At 45.0% G+C, this 21,342-nt stretch carries 14 protein-coding genes and 2 pseudogenes; 12 read left to right on the top strand and 4 right to left on the bottom strand.

The annotated features are described in order from the left end of the window. Window positions 1-109: 109 nt before the first annotated feature. Entirely contained in the window at window positions 110-994 is an 885-nt protein-coding gene (gene nadK, locus ACED46_RS18615) for an NAD(+) kinase (protein ID WP_017066747.1), read from the bottom strand. Window positions 995-1,137: 143 nt separating this feature from the next. Between nadK and grpE the strand changes: the two genes are divergently transcribed. The 4 genes from grpE to dnaJ all read left to right on the top strand — a co-directional run bounded on the left by grpE (window position 1,138) and on the right by dnaJ (window position 7,200). Further along, window positions 1,138-1,719: a nucleotide exchange factor GrpE gene (gene grpE, locus ACED46_RS18610; RefSeq protein WP_017069543.1), complete on the top strand. Its 582-nt coding sequence runs from the start codon at window positions 1,138-1,140 to the stop codon at window positions 1,717-1,719. A gap of 388 nt (window positions 1,720-2,107) precedes the next feature. Then, a complete protein-coding gene (locus ACED46_RS18605; RefSeq protein WP_371722135.1) occupies window positions 2,108-3,382 on the top strand; it encodes a dicarboxylate/amino acid:cation symporter in 1,275 nt (424 codons plus the stop codon). 471 nt (window positions 3,383-3,853) lie between these two features. Next, window positions 3,854-5,767 (top strand): molecular chaperone DnaK, encoded by a 1,914-nt coding sequence (dnaK, locus tag ACED46_RS18600; protein WP_371722134.1) that lies wholly within the window; start codon window positions 3,854-3,856, stop codon window positions 5,765-5,767. 284 nt (window positions 5,768-6,051) lie between these two features. Continuing rightward, the gene (gene dnaJ, locus ACED46_RS18595; protein WP_017068546.1) at window positions 6,052-7,200 is read left to right on the top strand and encodes a molecular chaperone DnaJ; all 1,149 of its coding nucleotides are present in this window, start codon (window positions 6,052-6,054) and stop codon (window positions 7,198-7,200) included. 187 nt (window positions 7,201-7,387) lie between these two features. On the opposite strand, the gene ACED46_RS18590 is transcribed toward dnaJ, so the two are convergent. Further along, window positions 7,388-7,819, bottom strand: coding sequence for a type IV pilin protein (locus ACED46_RS18590; protein ID WP_371722133.1), 432 nt, complete (start codon window positions 7,817-7,819; stop codon window positions 7,388-7,390). 102 nt (window positions 7,820-7,921) lie between these two features. Here ACED46_RS18590 and ACED46_RS18585 point away from each other — a divergent pair, with 102 nt between their 5' ends. The 7 genes and pseudogenes from ACED46_RS18585 (at window position 7,922) to tadA (ending at window position 14,836) form a co-directional block, all read left to right on the top strand. Next, window positions 7,922-8,428, top strand: a complete 507-nt coding sequence (locus ACED46_RS18585) for a GspH/FimT family pseudopilin (protein ID WP_017067642.1) — start codon at window positions 7,922-7,924, stop codon at window positions 8,426-8,428. Beyond that, entirely contained in the window at window positions 8,409-9,041 is a 633-nt protein-coding gene (locus tag ACED46_RS18580; RefSeq protein WP_029235082.1) for a PilW family protein, read from the top strand. The genes ACED46_RS18585 and ACED46_RS18580 overlap by 20 nt, the downstream gene beginning before the upstream one ends. Further along, window positions 9,038-10,342: a hypothetical protein gene (locus tag ACED46_RS18575; protein ID WP_017062784.1), complete on the top strand. Its 1,305-nt coding sequence runs from the start codon at window positions 9,038-9,040 to the stop codon at window positions 10,340-10,342. The genes ACED46_RS18580 and ACED46_RS18575 overlap by 4 nt, the downstream gene beginning before the upstream one ends. Continuing rightward, window positions 10,332-10,781, top strand: a complete 450-nt coding sequence (locus ACED46_RS18570) for a prepilin-type N-terminal cleavage/methylation domain-containing protein (protein WP_017062783.1) — start codon at window positions 10,332-10,334, stop codon at window positions 10,779-10,781. The genes ACED46_RS18575 and ACED46_RS18570 overlap by 11 nt, the downstream gene beginning before the upstream one ends. 298 nt (window positions 10,782-11,079) lie before the next feature. Continuing rightward, complete coding sequence (locus ACED46_RS18565) at window positions 11,080-12,642, top strand: AbgT family transporter (protein ID WP_017059875.1); 1,563 nt, start codon at window positions 11,080-11,082, stop codon at window positions 12,640-12,642. 214 nt (window positions 12,643-12,856) lie between these two features. Further along, window positions 12,857-14,145: pseudogene (locus tag ACED46_RS18560) on the top strand (hemolysin family protein). Between the two features lie 86 nt (window positions 14,146-14,231). Then, window positions 14,232-14,836: pseudogene (gene tadA, locus ACED46_RS18555) on the top strand (tRNA adenosine(34) deaminase TadA). Window positions 14,837-14,897: 61 nt separating this feature from the next. Here tadA and ACED46_RS18550 read toward each other — a convergent pair. Together ACED46_RS18550 and mltF are read right to left on the bottom strand one after the other, a co-directional pair. Beyond that, on the bottom strand, window positions 14,898-15,029 hold the full coding sequence (locus ACED46_RS18550; protein ID WP_017059878.1) for a hypothetical protein: 132 nt from the start codon (window positions 15,027-15,029) through the stop codon (window positions 14,898-14,900). A gap of 316 nt (window positions 15,030-15,345) precedes the next feature. Continuing rightward, window positions 15,346-16,914 carry a membrane-bound lytic murein transglycosylase MltF gene (gene mltF, locus ACED46_RS18545; RefSeq protein WP_371722131.1) on the bottom strand — a complete coding sequence of 523 codons (1,569 nt, stop codon included), beginning with the start codon at window positions 16,912-16,914 and terminating at the stop codon, window positions 15,346-15,348. A gap of 329 nt (window positions 16,915-17,243) precedes the next feature. Between mltF and purL the strand changes: the two genes are divergently transcribed. Continuing rightward, window positions 17,244-21,152, top strand: a complete 3,909-nt coding sequence (gene purL, locus ACED46_RS18540; RefSeq protein ID WP_371722129.1) for a phosphoribosylformylglycinamidine synthase — start codon at window positions 17,244-17,246, stop codon at window positions 21,150-21,152. Window positions 21,153-21,342 lie beyond the last annotated feature (190 nt).

The raw sequence follows: 21,342 nt of genomic DNA, 5'->3' as shown, positions 1-21,342 counted from the left end.
TTCCAGCTAAATATCCGTTTAGATTCAAACAGTAATGCTTATCCGAACGGCATTGGACGAATGTCGTCAGCCTTTCAAATTTTCGGTTACCACTGGAGCGTTTATTCTTTTAGAACAGCTTACTCGACCAACCTAGTTTGTTACGTAGAACATGGTAGTAGTTGTAGTCTTTAGGATGGATCAACTTAAGTACATTCGGGCTTTGGTAAATGTGGATCTCATCACCAGGAGAAACAGGCAGTGAGATTTGACCATCGCAGCTCACCTCCTGAGTTCCACGGTTATCAGGCGATACGATAAGCTTAATACGACGCTTGCCATCCACCACTAATGGGCGGCTTGAAAGGGTATGCGGGAACATTGGCACGAGTGAGATAGCATTTAGGCTTGATGACAGGATAGGGCCGCCGCCGGAAAGCGAGTAGGCGGTAGAACCTGTCGGTGTTGAGACGATTAAGCCATCAGAGCGCTGTGAGAAGGCGAAGCTATCATCGATATACACTTCGAACTCGATCATGTGCGCCACTTGTCCGGGGTGCAGTACTGCCTCATTAAGTGCCGCATTGTGGCTTTTTATCTGGCCGTGACGATGAATTTCCGTTTCAAGTAAGAAGCGCTCTTCTTCCATGAACTCGCCTTTGAGAACATCAGTCAACGCGCTCTGGAAGTTTTCAGGGTTGAGATCGGTTAGGAAACCAAGATTACCTCGGTTAACACCAATCACTGAAATGTCGAAACGTGACAAGATTCTAGCGGCACCGAGCATATTTCCGTCACCACCGACCACAATAGCGAGATCGGCGCGTTTACCTAATTCAATCAGGCTAGAAAAATGTTCTTTTGGGATGTCGTCCAAAATAGTGGCGAGTCTGTCATCAACAAACACTTGATAACCCTCAGCACTTAACCACTGATAGAGCTCTCTATGAGTCTGAATTGCTTGCTGATCTCGAGGTTTACCGATAATGGCGATGACTTCAAATGGCTTTTTCATAACGTTTCCAAACGAATTAGGCTTGAATCAAAATTCTTCATCCCCATAATAAAGGCAAGTTGAACGTCTATGCGAGTGTTTTATATCAATTTGGGGCGCAAACACGCCTGTCACTTGCATTGAAAACGAATTCTGGAGATATCATGAGCAACGAAGAAAACAAAGTAACCGAAGCAGAGCTAGATCAGATCATCGCTGAAGCTGAGAAAGTTGAAGAAGCTGAACTGAATGAAGACGCTGCTGATGAGCAGGAAGCAAAAATCGCTCAACTGGAAGCTGCACTGCTTTCTAGCGAATCTAAAGTGAAAGAGCAGCAAGATTCTGTTCTTCGCGCGAAAGCTGAAGTTGAAAACATGCGTCGCCGTAGCGAACAAGAAATTGATAAAGCGCGTAAATTCGCTTTGAACAAGTTTGCTGAAGGTCTGCTTCCTGTAATCGACAACCTAGAGCGTGCAATGCAAGCGGCAGACGCTGAAAACGAAGTGGTTAAGCCACTGTATGAAGGTGTTGAGCTAACGCACAAAACGTTCGTAGACACAGTTGCTAAGTTTGGTCTCAAAGAGATCAACCCTGAAGGTGAAGCGTTCAACCCTGAATTCCACCAAGCGATGTCTATCCAAGAAAGCCCAGATCACGAATCAAACACGGTTATGTTTGTGATGCAAAAAGGCTACGAACTAAACGGTCGTGTGGTTCGCCCAGCGATGGTTATGGTTGCTAAGTAATGACGAATTACGTTGCCAAGTGGTTGACTGGCGCATTGACTGAATCAGTCGCTGCGACAAAATAAATCACTGGTTTGCGTAAAATAAAAAGAGAGGCATAGGCCTCTCTTTTTTTGTGCCTATAACTTGAGAGTCCACGTAAATAAGCATCAAAACCGCATTAAGAATGTCGTTCTTTTTATTTCATTCAGATCAGCGATTTAGAGTTTTGTGTTATGAAACTTGTTGTGATTGAGTAAATGTTTTGATGTCACACTTGTGATGTTTTTGTAAATAAATACTTTTAATTGTTATCTTTGTATGTAAAATCCACTGCCATATAGCGATTTGGGTCGCATATATAACTATAAAAGTACAAATTTTAAACACAACAAACTGGAGAAGAACGATGGATAAATCGCTCTCAAGTAAAATTTTTGTAGGCTTGTTCGCCGGTCTACTTATTGGTACTGCTATTCAGTACCTATTCAGCGGTATTGCTATTTTTGATACGTATCTACTTGGCGCTGCCGAAGGTGCTGGTGGTATGTTCGTATCACTTATCAAATTGCTTGTAGTTCCTCTTGTATACGTATCTATTGTTTGCGGTATTGTTGAGCTAAAAGATATTCGTTCATTTGGTCGTCTTGGTGGTAAAACCTTTGGTCTTTACATTATTAACACCATCATCGCGATTTCAGCAGCGCTAACGATTGGTCTTATTTTCCAACCAGGTGCAGGTGCGAACCTTGCGGGTACGGTTTCTGAGACAATTGCGCTTACAACAACTGAAACACCAGATATCTTCTCTCTTGTTGTTAACATCGTTCCTAGCAACCCTGTAGAAGCGTTTGCAAGCGGCGACATGCTACAAATTATCTTCATGGCAATTTTGACAGGTCTTGCTATTCAAGCGCTTGATTCTCGTGGTGGCCCAGCTATCAAGACATTCAAGATGGCTAACGAAATCATGATGAAGCTTATCGGCCTAGTAATGAGCTTGGCGCCTTACGGTGTATTTGCTCTGATGATTCAACTGGGCGCAACACTGGATGCAGACACGCTAATGTCAGTTGCTGGCTATGTGGCGCTTGTGGTTGCAATGCTTGTGTTCTGGATTTTCTTCTTCTACCCAATGATGGTTGGTTCATTCACTGGTATTTCTCCAAAGCAGTTCCTACGTGCAACGCGTGAGCAAGTTCTATTCTCACTATCTACAGCAAGTTCGAACGCAACAATCCCAGTAACAATGCGTACTCTTACTGACAAACTAAACGTATCTAAGTCAGTAGCAGGTTTCGGTGTACCACTGGGTGCAACAATGAACATGTCTGGTGTATCTATCTACATTGCACTCGCAACTATGTTCGTAGCAAACGCGTTTGGTCAGCCAATCAATACTGCTGATATCTTCACTCTTGGTCTAACTATCCTGCTACTGTCTATCGGTGCTGGTGGTGTTCCTGGTGGCGGTGTTGTGATGGTAGGTGTTCTATTGCACCAACTAGGTTTACCACCAGAAGGTCTAGCGATTGTTGCTGCTGTTGACCGTATCTGTGACATGTTCTGTACTTCTTCAAACGTAGTGGGTGACACAGCGGTGAACACTATCGTTGCTAAATCTGAAAACGAAATTGGCGTTGAAGCTAACGAAGAAGCTGAGCTGCAAAAAGCAGAAGTTTAATTCAGAGACTCTTTCCGCTATAGATTTAATCTGAGCTGAAACCCTGAGTAGATAAACGGAGCCCAAGTGGTTCCGTTTTTTATTGGGTGAGAAGGCCCCTTGTCTATTTTTACTCAACAAACGAAAGTGCAGTCTGGGTTGTTGTGTAAGGGGGAGCCTCTTCGAGAGTTAGTTTACAGAAACAAGACTCTGCTACAAGAAAGGATAGTAGAGGGTGAACAAACCCAGTTATAGGACTTATATAGGTAGTAATGATATTCATTCGTACCTAATCATTGCTTTTATAAAAATAAATATAAAAAAATCCATTTTCACCCTTGAAAAGGCTTCATGAGCCCTTATCTATGGTGCATACGAAAGCAAATTACATTTGCACTTTAATTTTGTGTATTAGGGTTGATTCCCTGATTACCACCCCCACATATGTGGGTATAGCAAAAACTTAATAGAAAATATTTCGGAGATGGCCTGATGGGTAAAATCATTGGTATTGATTTAGGTACTACTAACTCTTGTGTTGCTGTTCTTGATGGCGACAAACCACGCGTAATTGAAAATGCTGAAGGCGAACGCACAACAGCATCAGTAATCGCATACACAGAAGGCGAAACGCTAGTTGGTCAACCTGCAAAACGTCAAGCTGTTACTAACCCTCAAAACACACTGTTCGCTATCAAGCGTCTAATCGGTCGTCGTTTTGAAGATGAAGAAGTTCAACGCGATATCGAAATCATGCCTTTCAACATTGTTAAGGCTGACAACGGTGATGCATGGGTAGAAGCGCAAGGCCAAAAAATGGCTGCTCCTCAAGTATCTGCTGAAGTTCTTAAGAAAATGAAGAAAACAGCTGAAGACTTCCTAGGCGAAGAAGTAACTGGCGCAGTAGTAACTGTTCCTGCTTACTTCAACGATGCTCAACGTCAAGCAACGAAAGATGCTGGCCGTATCGCTGGTCTAGATGTTAAACGTATCATCAACGAACCAACTGCTGCTGCTCTAGCTTACGGCCTAGACAAGCAAGGTGGTGATCGCACTATCGCTGTATACGACCTTGGTGGTGGTACATTCGATATCTCTATCATCGAAATCGATGAAGTAGAAGGCGAGAAGACTTTCGAAGTTCTTTCAACTAACGGTGACACTCACCTTGGTGGTGAAGATTTCGATAACCGCATGATCAACTACCTAGTAGATGAGTTCAAGAAAGAGCAAGGTATCAACCTTAAATCTGATCCACTAGCAATGCAGCGTGTTAAAGAAGCAGCAGAAAAAGCGAAAATCGAGCTTTCTTCTACTACTCAAACTGACGTAAACCTACCTTACGTTACTGCTGATGCGACTGGTCCTAAGCACATGAACATCAAAGTGACTCGTGCGAAGCTTGAGTCTCTAGTTGAAGACCTAGTTCAACGTTCTCTTGAGCCACTAAAAGTTGCTCTAGCAGATGCTGACCTATCTGTAGGCGAAATCACTGACGTTATCCTAGTTGGTGGTCAAACTCGTATGCCTATGGTTCAAGCTAAAGTAACTGAATTCTTCGGTAAAGAGCCACGTAAAGACGTGAACCCTGACGAAGCTGTTGCAATGGGTGCTGCTGTTCAAGGTGGTGTACTAGCTGGTGACGTTAAAGACGTTCTACTACTAGACGTTACTCCTCTATCTTTCGGTATCGAAACGATGGGCGGCGTGATGACTAAGCTTATCGAGAAAAACACAACTATCCCTACTAAAGCGGATCAAGTGTTCTCTACAGCTGAAGACAACCAAAACGCAGTAACTATCCACGTTCTTCAAGGTGAGCGTAAGCAAGCGACTTACAACAAGTCTCTTGGTCAGTTCAACCTAGAAGGTATCCAACCAGCACCACGTGGCATGCCACAAATCGAAGTAACATTCGACCTAGATGCTGATGGTATCCTGAACGTATCTGCTAAAGATAAAGCAACAGGTAAAGAGCAGAAGATCACTATCCAAGCATCAGGCGGCCTGTCTGAGGAAGAGATCGAAGCAATGGTACAAGAAGCAGAAGCTAACAAAGAAGCGGACAAGAAGTTCGAAGAGCTAGTAACTGCACGTAACCAAGCTGACCAAATGATTCACGGCACTAAGAAGCAAGTAGAAGAAGCTGGTGAAGCTCTACCTGCAGACGAGAAAGCTAAAATCGAAGCGGCTATCACTGCACTAGAAGAAGTTAAGTCTGGTAACGATAAAGAAGCTATCGACGCTAAAGTTCAAGAACTTATGCAAGCAGCTCAAAAGCTAATGGAAATTGCTCAACAGAAAGCTCAAGCTGAACAAGCTGGTGCTGACGCTGGTGAACAACCTAAGCAAGACGACGATGTTGTAGACGCTGAGTTTGAAGAAGTTAAAGAAGACAAAAAATAATTTCGTCGCAGAGTAGCCTGATTTCGTTATCGGAAGTGTCCACCTACTAACGTAGGCTCCGCGCTTCCACTTAGGACTCAAGCTATCTGCTTAGAAATTTGTCTCAAAGACTTATTATTGCGGGCGTCAGAGGTAACTCTCACGCCCGTAAATTTGTATTTAGACTTGTCGATCTAGATAATAGCTTTATTCGGCATTTCAGCCGGCAGAACTTTTATCTAGATTGATACACAGACTACTGAAGTGATCATTCGGTAGTAGCAATTATTTTGGTGACCTAGAACATGTCAAAACGTGATTTTTACGAAGTATTAGGCGTAAGCCGCGATGCATCAGAGCGCGATATTAAAAAAGCGTACAAACGCTTAGCGATGAAATTCCACCCGGACCGTAACCAGGGTGATGAGACCGCAGCAGATAAGTTTAAAGAAGTAAAAGTAGCGTACGAGATCCTAACCGATTCTCAAAAGAAAGCAGCTTACGACCAATACGGTCATGCAGCCTTTGAACAAGGTGGCATGGGCGGCGGCGGTGGTTTCGGCGGCGGTGGCCAAGGTGACTTCGGCGATATCTTCGGTGACGTATTTGGCGACATCTTCGGCGGCGGTCGTCGTGGTGGCGGTCAACAGCGTGCACAACGTGGTTCAGATCTACGTTACAACATGGAACTTTCTCTAGAAGAAGCGGTTCGTGGTGTTTCTAAAGAAATCGAAGTACCAACACTTGTAGAGTGTGATACTTGTGACGGCAGCGGCGCGAAAGCGGGTTCTTCTGCACAAACGTGTGGCACTTGTCATGGCCACGGCCAAGTACAAATGCGCCAAGGTTTCTTTGCGGTTCAACAGACTTGTCCTACTTGTAACGGTAAAGGCAAGATCATCAAAGACCCATGTAACTCATGTCATGGTCAAGGTCGCAAACAGAAGACGAAAACACTTAACGTTAAGATCCCTGCTGGTGTTGATACTGGCGATCGTATTCGTCTATCTGGCGAAGGCGAAGCGGGAGAGCACGGCGCTCCAGCTGGCGATCTGTACGTACAAGTACACGTAAAAGAGCACAACATCTTCGAACGTGACGGCAACAACCTTTACTGCGAAGTACCAGTAAGCTTCTCTATGGCTGCTCTAGGCGGTGAAGTTGAAGTTCCAACACTGGATGGTCGTGTAAACCTTAAGGTACCAGAAGAGACACAAACGGGCCGTATGTTCCGTATGCGTGGCAAGGGCGTGAAAGGCGTTCGTGGTGGCGGTGTGGGTGATCTAATCGTTAAGCTAGTGGTTGAGACTCCAGTTAAGCTAAGCGCTCGCCAGAAAGAATTACTGCGTGAATTCGAAGAAACCTGTGGTGGTGAAGCGGCAAGCAAGCATAAGCCAAAGTCTGAAGGTTTCTTTAGCGGCGTTAAAAACTTCTTCGATGACCTAACTAAGTAATCAAATTTATTGATGTCTTAGGTTATTGATGCCTTGAGTTTTTAATGATTTAAGTTATTGATAAAGTTGGAAAAGCCTGCTCGTTTAGCAGGCTTTTTTGTATCTGTAGATCAGGGGAAAAGAAGCTCGAGAAGAAAGAGTCGAGATTTATCAGATAAATTCTAGAGCCCTTTGGTGGTTGCTCTTGTTACTTCCAACACGTTTCTGGCTCCGAAATGCCCGAGTGGTGCAATTCCAACTTATCGGTATTCGAGTCAAAACATTCATCATTTACTTGCTGCGAAAGCGGTTCCGCTTGAATTGAATAGGTGGTGCTACTCGCAGAGATCGCTAGCGTGTATCGGCTAGTATCGGTATCGCAAAACAAGCATGTCCCTCCTGAAATAATATTCTCCGCTGCCGACGCATAGTTCCCCGTGTACAAGGTCTCCATCTCCAGTTGCATCTTGGTCATATCGACCATTGCTGTGACTCGATGCGCTTTGATGACATGGTTTGTATAACTTGGGTAAGCAATTGCACCGAGTATCCCCACGATAGCGACAGCGAGCAATAACTCGATCAATGTCATCCCTCTCATGCTTAAGTTGTTGCTGTTGCATATATTTTTTCGAATCATCGCGAGTAGTTTCCTTTCATAGCTCAGCCCATTCTTCTCCGGTGGTAGCATCGCTGCAAGATTAAATGCGGTTACGCATTGAGTTACATAGGAATTTGGGAAATGACTCGCGGGTTTACTTTGTTAGAGCTGTTAATAACGGTATCGGTACTGTCGATACTGATAGCGACGGCTGCCCCGAGTTTTAGTTCGGTTACTGAAACCGTCAAGATGCAGCGACTCGCCGGAGAGTTGAATGGTTTTCTCATTCAGGCCAAGTCTGAATCGGTCAAAAGGAATCAAGATCTGTGGGTACATTTCTCTATGGATAAAAATGAGGTGCAATCAACCGGAGAGTGGACTGTAAGGTTAAAGCCTACTGAAGACCTTTCTGGTGAAACGTTACTGATGTTGTCGGGTAAACCATTTCGAGATTTATCGTTTTCCCATAACTACACCGGCGCAAGAATCAGCTTTGAGAGTGTTAGAGGAAGGCCTTCCAGGGGGACAATTTATCTATTCCCTAATGGTACTTCCACTGATCGACTTTTGATCAAGCTATCTAGCCCGCCAGGACGAATTAAGGTATGCGGCGAGTCGAGCGCTCAGTATGGCTATTATGCGTGTTAAGCCGATAGTGGCAGCGCCTAACAAGCAACGAGGAACATCACTGATTGAATTGATGGTGGCCTCTGTGATTGGTGTGTTCGCGATTTCTATTATTGGCAGTGTGTTTATTACGGGGCAGAGAATCGCCAAAGATAAAGGCATCGAGCTATTACTGCTACAAAATCTAACCAGCACCATGCAGGTGATGAAAGAGGATATCCAACGAGCAGGCTACGATGGTTCAAACGGCGATTCCATAAAGCTATCCGGTGCGAGTAATACTATCCAAGTGAGTGGCGCTATTGCGGTTGGTTTTGTTTACTTCCGAGAGGGCTCAAGCGCAAGTAAAGAACATCGAAATATCGTTTACAGAAAAAATGGAACCAAACTGCAAATATGTGAGAAGGGCACCACTGTATCGGAGGCAATTCCTACATTTCATGAGGTTACTGGATGTTACTCACTGTTCGATGACAACCTCATTGATGTTGATGAGTTCAGCATTAATTCCCAAGTATTGGAGCAGAATTCTATCAAGAGCACGCTCACTGATATCAGTATTACAGCGTCAATCCCAACCGCAGGTGTTTCCAAATCTGTTTCGGTTTCCGTTAAGCAGAGGAACTGGCAATGATGATATTTAAAAAGCAGCGTGGTGTGGTGACGTTATTGATTACGTCAGTGCTTTTAATTGGTGCTTTAGTGGTGACATTAGGCACGTATCGCAGTGTATTCCATCAAATTAAAGTCGCACAGAATGAAGTGCAGGGCAGACAAGAACACTGGCGATCGGAAGGAGGCTTGGAGTGTGGCTTCACTTACATCGCTGAAAATGATCTGACAGCTATTCCCAATGATTTAATGGATTATTGTCAGCAGTCGAAAGTCGTTACGTTGGGATCAGAAGCACTCACGCCAAATATATTGGTGTCGAGTTCTGAGTCTTTATCGCTGAACAAAGAGATTAGTTTTGTAGACGCTTCGGGATTAGGAGTAATGCAAACCAATTCGAGTTTAGAATTTATTTCTGATCACAATATCGATATTAATCCTGATATTGCTCTTACTGCTGTTGATGGTATTAACGAGTGTGTATCGGTTCGATTTTTAGATAGTGTTATCTATAAGCAAAAGGGAGGAGGACGTTTGAAGACCATTACTCCAGAGTCACCTCCTTTTTCTACGTTTGAGTCTTGCCAACAAACCACCAATATTAGCAATGATGCAACCATCGACTCCGTTGGGGCGCTGCCTTCAAACTCTTTTCAATCAGATTTCAAATTCGATCCGGATATCGATACGTTCTCTAATTATTTTGGCGTGCCAAAGACGTCAGAGAACATTGACCAAATTAAGCTTGATTATCATGTTATAGACCTTATTGATCGGACAGTTGTCCCCCCTAAGCATATTGACTTGGTTGATGGTGAATATGAAGGAAATAAGTGTAGCAAAGCCATTAATGATGCCTTTTCAAGTGGGGAGAATAAGGTATGGGTTATAGGTGATTGCGTCGTTTATTCACCTGCGATTAATGTAGTTGAACCTATCCCAGGGGTTATTACGCCTCGCTCTTTAGTGATTCAGGACGGCATCGTTGCGAATGGTAACGCGAGCGTATTTGACGGGGCTTTTTATCATCTAAATGATATGACCGTATTCGATAACACTAACTCTCCCGATACTGATACCGACCTACTGAGTGGTTTGTGGGCTAAAGTTCCAGATACAATTCCTATTACTGATTTAGTACAGAGTAATTCGGTTTATATTGGATTTGCTTCTTTTTTCCCTAAAGGAGGGATGTTCTTTGATTCCGTTGGTGGGTTATCGACAATTCAGGGTTCAATCAATTTGGATTATACCGGTGAATACAACCCTCATAGCACTCCTTTAAAAGCGAAGTGGAAGCGAGGATCATGGAATGATTTCTAAGAACTCAGGTTTTAGCTTGATAGAGGTTCTTATCTCTTTTCTGTTGATTGGCGTTGCCTCACTAGGGCTGGTTAAATTACAGGTCTACGCTGAACAAAAATCGGATTTTGCGCTCCACAGCGTAGAGGCGCTGCATTTTGCTGAAAGGCAGATGGAGTATTATCGAACTCGGGCGTCTAATGCGAGTGGGGCGGTAGGTTTAATTCCTTTTTCAGAACTAAATCAGGCGAGTCATTGTCTCAACACAGCAAGTTCAGATCCTTTATCCGGTTTGTCGGGGTCTGCCTATGCCATGACTTGTGAAGTGACTAATGCAAACGGTGCTCTGTCTAGCGCATTAAAAAGCATTACTGTCACAATTGCATGGCAAGATCGTATGAACCACGCACAAAGTATTTACCTCGAAACTATGCTCTCCAAATACAGTGAGTTTGATTGACCCTCAAGCAAACGTTTACTGCATGCCAAGGCTCATGCTACCCCTTTTACTGATAATTTTCACTCCTCGGACATTGTTTACGTGCTAGTTAAAACTCTGTATATGGAATGGTGTTTTTTATGTTTTTATATTGTTGTGGTTGTATGGTGTTTTTGCAAAATATGTCTCCATTTATGGAAAATCAGGTGGAATCTTGTGCTTTTTAACAACGACTTTAATAGAATATGTGCTGTACCAATAGGCCGTGGTCAAAACTTATATTAGGCCTAAACAAAACAACATCACATATGGAGTTACAATGAGTAACCAAGCCGTAAAAAAAGCACCATCGACTGAGAAGATCAGTGGTATGGACCGCTTTCTAAACTTCATTGAACGCGCCGGCAACAAAATTCCAGATCCAGCAATCCTGTTCTTCTGGGCTCTAGTTATTGTATGGGTAGCATCTGCACTTTTATCGAATCTTTCATTCGACTTAATCAACCCTCAAACGGGTGCTGCTCTTGAAGTAAACAACCTACTAACTGGTGAAGCGCTTGCTAGCTTCCTAGCGAATATGGTTACCACGTTCACAGGCTTCGCACCTCTAGGCATCGTACTTGTTGCTATGCTAGGTGTTGGCGTTGCAGACTCTTCAGGCTTCATTACGACTGGCCTTAAGAAGATGCTTAACTTCACGCCAGCTAAGCTACTAACGCCGATGCTAATCTTGGTTGCTATCGTGTCTCACACAGCAGCTGATGCAGGTTACGTTCTAGTAATCCCTCTTGGCGGTATCATCTTCCACGCTGCGGGTCGTCACCCTCTAGCGGGTATTGCAGCAGCGTTTGCTGGTGTATCAGGTGGTTTCTCAGCGAACTTTATCCCTTCAGGTATTGATCCGCTACTAGCTGGTTTCACTCAAACAGCGGCAAACGTTCTTGACCCTGCATATGTGATCAACCCTCTAGCGAACATCTTCTTTACTGGTTTGTCTTCAATTCTAATTGTGGCAATTGGTTGGTACGTTACAGAGAAAATTATCGAGCCTCGTCTTGCTAATACGCCTGTAGATGAAGATGCAGAACAAGCACCTGATCTAGGTACGTTCACAGCCATTGAATCTAAAGCATTCAAATTCGCTGGTTGGGCAATGGTTGCCGGTATTGGTCTGCTTATCGCGGCTCTAATGCCTGAAAACTCAGCACTTCGTTCACCTGAAGGCGAATTAACGGCGTTCTCAGCACCAGTAATGAAGTCTATCGTTCCTCTGATCTTCATCCTGTTTATTATTCCGGGTATCGTCTACGGCCGTGTAGCGGGTACATTCAAGAATAGTAATGATGTTATCAAAGCAATGTCTGAGACGATGGCAACGATGGGCGCATACATTGTAATGTCGTTCTTCTGTGCTCAGTTCCTATCTGCATTCGCTCAATCAAACATCGGTACTATGCTGGCACTTTACGGTGCTGAAGGCTTGAAAGCGATGGACCTTCCAGGTGAAGCAACGGTTGTTGGTATGATTCTACTAACGGCTGCAGTTAACCTTCTTGTTGGTTCTGCTTCAGCTAAGTGGGCACTGATTGGTCCTATCCTAGTTCCAATGCTAATGGTTGTGGGTATCTCTCCTGAGCTATCTCAAGCGGCTTACCGTGTAGGTGACTCAGTGTCTAACATCATCTCTCCACTAATGGTGTTCTTCCCACTGGTTGTAGTTTACTGTCAGCGCTACGTTAAGTCGACAGGTATCGGTACTCTAGCTTCTCTAATGATGCCATTCTCGATTGCGATGTTAATCGGTTGGTCTATCTTCTTGCTAGCTTACTGGGCTCTTGGTATCCCACTAGGTATCCAAGCACCTTACACTTACACAATGTAAGATTGAACTAAGCAAAACTAAGCTTTATTCATTGCTAAGCCCGCACCGAAATGTGCGGGCTTTTTTTCGCTATTTTTTCCGTTTTTTATATCCAAGGTTTTTATATCCAAAACTTTCTATATCCAAAACTTTTTATATTCAAAATAAAGGCACTCAGCTTATACTCCGGATTACGGCTAATTGTTGGCCGGTAAATTTAGGAAATCCAAGCCACATGAAAATTCTGCTTTTAGTAGGGTTAATTGTTTTAAATGGTCTGTTTGCCATGTCTGAGATTGCATTGGTAGCAGCAAAAAATAGTCGGCTGAAACGCTTAGCCGAAAAACACCGCTCCGCTCAGGTTGCTCTTGATCTCAAAGAAAACCCAACCCGCTTCCTCTCTACAATCCAAATCGGTATCACGGTAATCGGCCTACTCAGCGGGATTGTGGGTGAGGCGACGCTATCGGCTCCACTAGCCGTTCAACTTGAACTGTGGGGACTAACCCAACACAAGCGAACATCTTGTCTACTGCGGTTGTGGTGGTAGGTATTACTTATTTCGCTATCGTTGTCGGTGAGTTGGTACCAAAGCGTTTTGCTCAGTCTCAAGCTGAAAACATTGCTGTGTTAGTCGCGCTGCCAATCTTCTGGTTATCTAAAATCGCGACGCCGTTTGTGTTTGCGTTGTCGGCTTCAACGGAAGGTATTCTTAAGTTGATGGGCCGAGGCGGTGAAGAAGATAGCGTTACCGAAGATGATATCCATGCACTTGTGAAAGAGGGCTCAGAATCGGGTGTGATTGAACGCGGCGAACAAGAGATGATTCGTAATATCTTGCAGCTTGATGATCGTCTTGTGAGCTCATTGATGACTCCGCGTCGAGACATCGACTTTCTGGATGTCGACCAACCCGTTGAGCAGATATTAAAGAAACTGCGTTCATCAAAACACAGTGTGTTTCCATTGTGCCAAGATCACCTCAATAAAGTGGTGGGTACAGTGTCAGCCAAAGCCTTGCTGAATCAGGCGGGCAATCTAAGCATTCAAGTGATCATGGGGCTGTCTCGCTCGCCGATCTATGTTCCAGAATCGATGAAAGCTCTGCGTCTACTTGGCTACTTTAAAGAGTCGGGCACCGAGATGGCATTCATTGTCGACGAGTATGGCGATGTTCAAGGTCTTGTGACTCATTACGATATTCTTGAGGCGATTGCTGGCGAGCTATCGAATAATCCGAACGATCTTTGGACCGAGCAAGTGGAAGACGGTTTGTTGGTGGATGGATTGATTCCTATCAGTGAACTGAAAAACCGTTTAGAGCTATCGGATTTTGAGGGCGAAAGCGAGAGCTTCCAAACGCTGAATGGCCTTGTGACATGGTTAATAGGGTGCTTACCGGATGCAGGCGAAGTTGTTCAATACCAGCAGTGGCAGTTTGAAATTATCTCTGTTGAGAACAATCGCATTGTGAGTATCAAAGCGACGCCAATAGCCGATGACATAGAAGACGCTAATAGCTAACAGTTCGACCAACCAGCAAGCGGCAATGGTTCATTGTCTGTTGTTGTCTATTACCTCTTTATTGTTCATTATCTCTAAGATTAGGTATGCTTCACCGCATACCTATTTTCGTTTTTATCCTTTGTTTCTGGAGTTCCCTTTGTCAGACCATCAATTCACCCCTCAAGATGAAATCTTCATGCGACGCGCCATCGAGGTGGCTACGCAAGCAGAGAGCGAGGGAGAGGTTCCTGTTGGTGCAGTATTAGTAAAAGATGGGGAGATTATCTCTGAAGGATGGAACCGTTCGATTGGCAGCCACGATGCTACGGCACACGCAGAAATTGAAACCTTGCGTAAAGCCGGTCAAGCCTTAGAAAACTATCGGCTACTCGATACCACTTTATACGTTACGCTAGAGCCTTGCCCAATGTGCGCAGGTGCCTTGCTACACAGCCGAGTAAAGCGCATTGTGTTTGGTGCTCCAGACTTAAAAGCAGGCGCTGCAGGTACAGTGTTGAATTTGTTTGAAAGCCAGGCCTCATACCACTATGCCGACGTTGAACATGGTTTGTTAGAGGAAGAGTGCCGTGAGCAATTACAAGCGTTTTTCAAGCGTCGTAGAAAAGAGATAAAAGAGAAGCGAAAGCAAGAACGTCTGTTGGAAGAGCAGCGTTTAGAAGCAGAGATGAAGGCTGGCAATAAGAAATAGCAGCGTACTTTCGGCACTCTCTATCGCAAGAGTGCCAAGCAAACTGACTGAGTAACTACATTTACTCAGCAATCATCTGCATGAAAGCGCGATTGCGCCAAATGATCTTCTTCTTATTATTTGAAAGCATACGCTTACGACGGTTTGCAGCAACGGTCTTATCAAGGCGTTTCGATTTCAGTTTCTTCATCATTTCAATGATTTCCTATTTGTCGTCTGACTTTTTAGTTTGGACTAACGATTTAATTATAGTGTTATTCGTTTGTTTGGCCTGTCGCACGCTTGGCTTAAATAGAAGAGCCGTTCTAGTCTAAAGCCAGCATTGCAGTGCAACAGAGCATAATCTTGATTGTGGTGTGCCGTTATAAGGTTCGATTGTTACTGCAATATGACACTCTAGATCTCATCATCATTTTCTTGCCTGCTTCCCTTATCCCTTAGTGATGAAAGAAGAGTCGAAAAAAGACAATAAAAAAGAGCAATGCTAGATGGCATTGCTCTTTTGGGTTTTACTGTGAAGGCTCAGAACTGCTTACTATCGATTCAGCAGCGCTAATGCTTGATTCAGCACTAGAAGTCTCTAAAGGTGGGATGACAATCAAACCCTCAAGACTCTCTTCTTGTTCTTTATTACGCTTATTTACATGGCCGATGATGCTTTGGTAATAACGGCGAATGTTCTCAACGTAATTTCTAGCTTCATCACCACGCGCATAGCCGTAGCGAGTTTGGCTGTAGTACTTCTTCTGTCTTAACAGAGGCAGTCTGTCTTTCACATCGCCCCAAGCATCGGGATCGCCACCTTGTGCCTTCGTGAGGCGACGCGCGTCCATCATGTGCCCGTAACCGACATTGTATGAAGCAAGTGCAAACCAGATCTTTTCGCGTTGAGTGATTGAATCTGGTACTCGGTTCACGATACGACGCAGGTACTCAACACCGCCTTGTACCGACTGGTTCGGGTCGAGACGGTTGGTTACCCCAACACTCTTCGCGGTGGGCAGTGTCAACATCATCATGCCACGAACACCCGTTGGTGAGCGCGCAACAGGGTTCCAGTGTGATTCTTGGTAGGCCAAAGCGGCAATCAAGCGCCAATCAAATTCTTGAGAGTACCTTTGAAATAGCGGCGACCATTTTGGCAACTTGCTGTCCAGTGCGCGGATAAAGGCACGAGTATCAACGTAGTCAAAAGTGCCGATGTGGCCGATGTATTTCTCTTCTAGTGAAGCCAGTTCACCAGACTGTTTTAGGTTACCGAAGAACTCAATCAACAGAGCATAAAGGCTTTCATCTTCAGACTTCTGCAAATACCAAGAGATAGGTTGGTCTTCTGTCAGTTCAAAAGCCAAAGCTACGTCTGGGTATAAACGTTGTGCCAGTGACAGCTCAATTGAGTCCGCAACCGTAAATAAGCGCTCGCCAGTCGATACTTCTTTGAGCAGGTCGTTGATATCAGCATTGCCGACCGCATCATAGATAAAGTCATCGTGTGTTTTCTGCAGCTGCTTTAGTGTTGGCTCAAAGTGTGAGTCTTTCACCACAACCAAAGATGGCGTTAATGTGTCAGTAGACGCCGCCTCTTCTGATTCAGTTTGTGCTTTAACAAAGTCAACCTGACGCTCATTCTCGAAATTGATCAGTTGTTCAAGGTTTCTCGGTCGCCACTGGCCTTTTTTGTATACGACCTGTTGGCTTACGTAGTAATAAGCAGGTGCGGCGCGATAAGCTCGTGTCAGTTTGTTGTTTTGCGTTAAGCCGGTCGCGATAAGATCGATTTCGCCTTTCTGCAGTGCAGGGAACAAGCCAGACAAACGGTAAGCGGGTTTAACCTCAAGCTTTACACCAAGCTCCTGCGCAAATTCACGAGCTAATTCGTAATCCAAGCCAGCAGGACCATCAGGACCGATGTAATAAGAGAGTTGGTTATTTAGGGTGCCGACACGAAGAACGCCACGATCTCGTATCTGCTCAAGGACACTTTTAGGTTCAGATTCAATCTGGCATCCAGCCAACCCAAATAGGGCGATGGCGAGCAGAAGGAACTTAGACGAAAAGATGAGCGTAAATTTAGGCATCAAAATGAAATCTCGAAAAGTGGAAGCTCCTTTATACCAAACCCCGCAAGGCTGGCAAAGCAGGTTTAATTAAACAGTTGTAAAAGTGGTGATAAATGCAGCAAAAGTACCATTTACGCAGAAAGATAAAAAAAATCACGCAAACGGTTGTTTTTGGTGTTACGTCACAAAAAGAAATGCTTTATAATGCGCTCGCATTGAAGAGGTGGGATCGGCATAGGTTTTTAAACCTTCGGGAATAGCTTCGAAGAAAACAGTTAGGTTTTTCCTTTAACCCACTGAATTTATTCCAATACTACCTTAATCAACTGCATAAGAGACGTAAGCACATGAGAATTTTGCGTGGCTCCCCAGCTCTATCTGAGTTTCGTGTTAACAAGCTTTTAGAGCTTTGTCGTGAATTAAGCTTACCTGTAACAGGTATTTACGCTGAGTTTGCCCACTTTGCTGATCTAACGGCAGACCTAGATGAGTCTGAAGTTGAGAAGCTAGAAAAGCTACTGACTTACGGTCCAACGATTGAAGAGCATGAACCTGAAGGTTTACTGCTGCTTGCAACGCCACGCCCAGGCACTATCTCGCCTTGGTCTTCAAAATCAACAGATATCGCACACAACTGCGGACTGGCTAAAGTGTCACGTCTAGAGCGCGGTACTGCTTTCTACATTGAAACCTCTGCTGAACTTTCTGAACATCAACTTGTTGAGCTGAAAGCAACCCTGCACGACCGTATGATGGAAGTGGTTTTCACTGACTTCGAATCAGCGACGGCACTATTTACCGTTGCTGAGCCTGCTCCTTATGCGGAAGTTGACCTACTAACTGGTGGACGTAAAGCGCTTGAAAAAGCAAACGTTACCCTAGGTCTTGCACTTGCAGAAGATGAGATTGATTACCTTCTTGAAAGCTTCACTGAGAAGCTAGGTCGTAACCCGACGGACATCGAGCTAATGATGTTTGCACAAGCGAACTCAGAGCACTGTCGTCATAAGATCTTTAACGCTGATTGGACTATCGATGGCGTTAAGCAAGAAAAATCATTGTTCAAGATGATTAAGAACACCTTTGAAACGACACCAGAACATGTTCTGTCTGCTTATAAAGATAACGCAGCGGTAATGACAGGTTCTGAAGTTGGTCGTTTCTTCCCAGATCCAGAAACTCGCCAGTACAGCTACCACCAAGAAAAAACACACATCTTGATGAAAGTTGAAACGCACAACCACCCAACGGCAATCTCACCGTGGCCAGGCGCATCGACAGGTTCAGGCGGTGAAATCCGTGATGAAGGCGCAACCGGTATTGGTGGTAAGCCAAAAGCGGGTCTTGTTGCTTTCTCTGTATCTAACCTTAAGATCCCGAACTTCGTTCAACCTTGGGAAACTGACTTTGGTAAGCCAAGCCGTATCGTTACTGCTCTGGATATCATGCTTGAAGGTCCTCTTGGTGGCGCGGCATTCAACAACGAATTTGGTCGTCCAAACCTACTTGGCTACTTCCGTACTTACGAAGAGAAAGTAAACTCTCACGCAGGTGAAGAAGTGCGTGGTTACCACAAACCAATCATGCTAGCTGGTGGTCTTGGCAACATCCGTGATGAGCACGTTCAGAAGAAAGAGATCCCGGTAGGTGCAAGCCTAATCGTTCTAGGTGGTCCTGCGATGAACATCGGCCTTGGCGGCGGTGCGGCATCTTCAATGGATTCTGGTTCTTCTTCTGAAGATCTTGATTTCGCTTCTGTACAACGTGAAAACCCAGAGATGGAGCGTCGTTGTCAGGAAGTTATCGACCGTTGTTGGCAGCTTGGTGATGCGAACCCAATCGCATTTATCCACGATGTGGGCGCGGGCGGTATCTCGAATGCTCTTCCTGAGCTAGTCGACGATGGCGAGCGTGGCGGTATCTTTAATCTACGTGACGTACCAAACGATGAGCCGGGCATGAGCCCACTTGAGATCTGGTGTAACGAATCTCAAGAGCGTTACGTTATGGCGGTTGCTGATAAAGATATGGCAACGTTCGACGCGATTTGTAAACGTGAACGCGCACCATATGCAGTGGTTGGTAAAGCAACAGAAGAGCGTGATCTGAAACTAGAAGATTCACACTTCGACAACACGCCAATCGACATGCCAATGGACATCCTATTAGGTAAAACACCTAAGATGCACCGTGACGCGAAGACGCTAAAAGCAAACAATCCTGCGATTGACCGTTCTGGTATCGAACTAAACGAAGCGGTTGACCGTATTCTTCGCCTACCAACAGTGGCAGAGAAAACATTCCTAATCACTATCGGTGACCGCTCGGTAACGGGTCTTGTAGCTCGTGACCAAATGGTTGGCCCATGGCAGGTTCCAGTTGCTAACTGTGCGGTAACAGCGGCAAGTTACGACTCTTACCACGGTGAGGCGATGTCTCTTGGTGAGCGTACGCCAGTTGCACTACTTGATTTCGGCGCGTCAGCTCGTCTAGCGGTTGGTGAAGCAATCACTAACATTGCAGCGACCAACATCGGCGATATCAAACACATTAAACTGTCGGCTAACTGGATGTCTCCAGCAGGTCACCCAGGTGAAGATGCAGGTCTTTACGAAGCGGTTAAAGCGGTTGGTGAAGAACTATGTCCAGCTCTGGGTCTAACTATCCCAGTGGGTAAAGACTCAATGTCGATGAAGACTAAGTGGGAAGAGAATGGCGAGCAGAAAGAAGTAACGTCTCCGCTATCTCTTGTTATCACTGCGTTTGCACGTGTTGAAGATGTTCGTAAGACGATTACTCCTCAGCTTCGCACTGACAAAGGTAATACAAGCCTAGTTCTTATCGACCTAGGTAACGGCAAAAACCGTATGGGTGCAACAGCACTTGCACAGGTTTACAAGCAGCTTGGTGACAAGCCAGCAGACGTAGACAACGCAGCGCAACTAAAAGGTTTCTACGAAGGCGTTCAAGCACTTGTAGCGAACGACCAAGTTGTCGCTTACCACGATAAAGGCGATGGTGGTCTATTCGTAACGCTAGCAGAAATGGCATTCGCAGGTCACTGTGGTGTTAATGCAAACATTGAAGCGTTAGGTGAAGACACGCTAGCAGTACTGTTCAACGAAGAGCTAGGTGCAGTAATCCAAGTCCGTAACGACGACCTAGACGCAGTACTTTCTACTCTTGCAGCTAACGGTCTAGAAGCATGTTCTCATGTGATTGGCAGCGTTGTTGGTGAAGGGGAAGCATCAGATGAACTAGTGATTAAGTCTGGCGAGTCTGTAGTGATTGAACGTAACCGTACTGAACTACGTACTATCTGGGCTGAGACAACGCACAAGATGCAAGGTCTGCGTGATAACCCAGTATGTGCTGACCAAGAACACGAAGCGAAGAAAGACAACTCGGACCCAGGTCTGAACGTGAAACTGAGCTTTGACGTAAACGAAGACATCGCAGCACCGTTCATCAACACAGGTGCTAAGCCTAAGATGGCGATTCTACGTGATCAGGGTGTTAACTCTCACGTTGAAATGGCAGCAGCATTCGACCGTGCAGGCTTCGAAGCAACTGATATTCACATGAGCGACATCCTAACAGGTCAAGCGGTACTAGAAGAATACAACGGCCTTGTGGCTTGTGGTGGCTTCTCTTACGGTGACGTACTAGGCGCAGGTGAAGGTTGGGCTAAATCAGTTCTATTTAACGACTCGACTCGTGACCAATTTGAAAACTTCTTCAAGCGTGAGGATACCTTCTCTCTAGGTGTGTGTAACGGTTGTCAGATGTTGTCTAACCTACGTGAGCTTATCCCTGGTGCCGAGTACTGGCCACGTTTCGTTCGTAACGAATCAGAGCGTTTTGAAGCTCGTTTCAGCCTAGTTGAAGTTCAGAAGTCTGATTCTGTATTCTTCAACGGTATGGAAGGTTCTCGTATGCCTATCGCTGTTTCTCACGGTGAAGGCCGCGTAGAAGTGCGTGACAACGACCACCTAAACGCGATTGAAAACTCAGGTACGGTTGCTCTACGCTACGTTGATAACAACGGTAACCAAACGCAGCAATACCCGAACAACCCGAATGGTTCGCCAAACGCTATCACAGGTCTAACAACGACGGATGGCCGTGTGACTATCATGATGCCTCACCCAGAGCGTGTATTCCGTACTGTTGCTAACTCTTGGTCTCCAGAAGGTTGGGGCGAGAATGGTGCTTGGATGCGTATGTTCCAAAACGCACGTAAGAATGTGGGTTAATCACTTTCTTACAGGCCGCATTAATCTAGGCTAGGTTATGCAAAACTGAAAAGCGCAGATCGAAAGGTCTGCGCTTTTTTTGGTGGTGAGTGTGGTGTAGGGATCACCGTATAGTGGATGTGTGTATAACAAACTTTTGTCGAGTAGACGACACTTGTTACCAAGTGCCGCCCCTCTAAGAACCGTACGT

Origin of the sequence: Vibrio sp. 1S139 (assembly GCF_041439475.1) — a bacterium.
GTDB classification, from domain to species: Bacteria; Pseudomonadota; Gammaproteobacteria; order Enterobacterales; family Vibrionaceae; genus Vibrio; species Vibrio crassostreae_C.
The sequence above is the reverse complement of the archived record's forward strand: the minus strand, read 5'-3'. Positions and strand labels throughout refer to the sequence as shown.

Bases quoted from the DNA above. Each gene is read 5' to 3' on its own strand.
- ACED46_RS18565 (WP_017059875.1), top strand. From the start codon at position 11,080: ATGAGTAACCAAGCCGTAAAAAAAGCACCATCGACTGAGAAGATCAGT.
- dnaK (WP_371722134.1), top strand. From the start codon at position 3,854: ATGGGTAAAATCATTGGTATTGATTTAGGTACTACTAACTCTTGTGTT.
- grpE (WP_017069543.1), top strand. From the start codon at position 1,138: ATGAGCAACGAAGAAAACAAAGTAACCGAAGCAGAGCTAGATCAGATC.
- nadK (WP_017066747.1), bottom strand. From the start codon at position 994: ATGAAAAAGCCATTTGAAGTCATCGCCATTATCGGTAAACCTCGAGAT.
- ACED46_RS18585 (WP_017067642.1), top strand. From the start codon at position 7,922: ATGACTCGCGGGTTTACTTTGTTAGAGCTGTTAATAACGGTATCGGTA.
- ACED46_RS18580 (WP_029235082.1), top strand. From the start codon at position 8,409: ATGGCTATTATGCGTGTTAAGCCGATAGTGGCAGCGCCTAACAAGCAA.
- purL (WP_371722129.1), top strand. From the start codon at position 17,244: ATGAGAATTTTGCGTGGCTCCCCAGCTCTATCTGAGTTTCGTGTTAAC.
- ACED46_RS18590 (WP_371722133.1), bottom strand. From the start codon at position 7,819: ATGATTCGAAAAAATATATGCAACAGCAACAACTTAAGCATGAGAGGG.
- dnaJ (WP_017068546.1), top strand. From the start codon at position 6,052: ATGTCAAAACGTGATTTTTACGAAGTATTAGGCGTAAGCCGCGATGCA.
- mltF (WP_371722131.1), bottom strand. From the start codon at position 16,914: ATGCCTAAATTTACGCTCATCTTTTCGTCTAAGTTCCTTCTGCTCGCC.
- ACED46_RS18550 (WP_017059878.1), bottom strand. From the start codon at position 15,029: ATGATGAAGAAACTGAAATCGAAACGCCTTGATAAGACCGTTGCTGCA.
- ACED46_RS18575 (WP_017062784.1), top strand. From the start codon at position 9,038: ATGATGATATTTAAAAAGCAGCGTGGTGTGGTGACGTTATTGATTACG.
- ACED46_RS18570 (WP_017062783.1), top strand. From the start codon at position 10,332: ATGATTTCTAAGAACTCAGGTTTTAGCTTGATAGAGGTTCTTATCTCT.
- ACED46_RS18605 (WP_371722135.1), top strand. From the start codon at position 2,108: ATGGATAAATCGCTCTCAAGTAAAATTTTTGTAGGCTTGTTCGCCGGT.